General features: G+C 45.3%; 1 protein-coding gene. It reads left to right on the forward strand.

Going from position 1 to position 567, the window contains the following annotated elements:
• Nucleotides 1–567 (forward strand): Ig-like domain-containing protein (locus tag GON26_RS21500; RefSeq protein WP_449404281.1); only part of this gene is annotated, 567 nt, incomplete at both ends.

Here is a 567-nt window from a genome sequence, read left to right on the forward strand (position 1 = left end):
GTACACCAACCACAACATCGGCTACACAAGATTTCTGTTTAGAAGATACGCCAACAGTTGCGGATATTGCAGTAACACCAGCTACAGCAGTTTGGTACAGCAGTGCTACAAGCACTACACCATTACTAGCTACAGATGCTTTGGCAGATGGAAATTATTATGCTACGATTATAGACGCCGTTACAGGTTGTGAGAGCGCCACCAGATTAGTTGTGGCAGTAAATGTTAACGATCCGGGTACACCAACTACAACATCAGCTACACAGGATTTCTGTTTGGAAGACGCTCCAACAGTTGCGGATATTGCGGTAAGCCCAGCTACAGCAGTTTGGTATAGCAGTGCTACAAGCACTACGCCATTACTTGCTACAGATGCTTTGGCAGATGGAAATTATTATGCTACGATTATAGACGCTGTTACAGGTTGTGAGAGCGCCACCAGATTGGTTGTAGCAGTAAATGTCAACGATCCGGGTACACCAACTACGACATCAGCTACACAGGATTTCTGTTTAGAAGATGCTCCAACAGTTGCCGATATTGCAGTAACACCCGCTACAGCAGTTT

Source organism: Flavobacterium hydrocarbonoxydans (genome assembly GCF_009789235.1).
GTDB lineage: Bacteria > Bacteroidota > Bacteroidia > Flavobacteriales > Flavobacteriaceae > Flavobacterium > Flavobacterium hydrocarbonoxydans.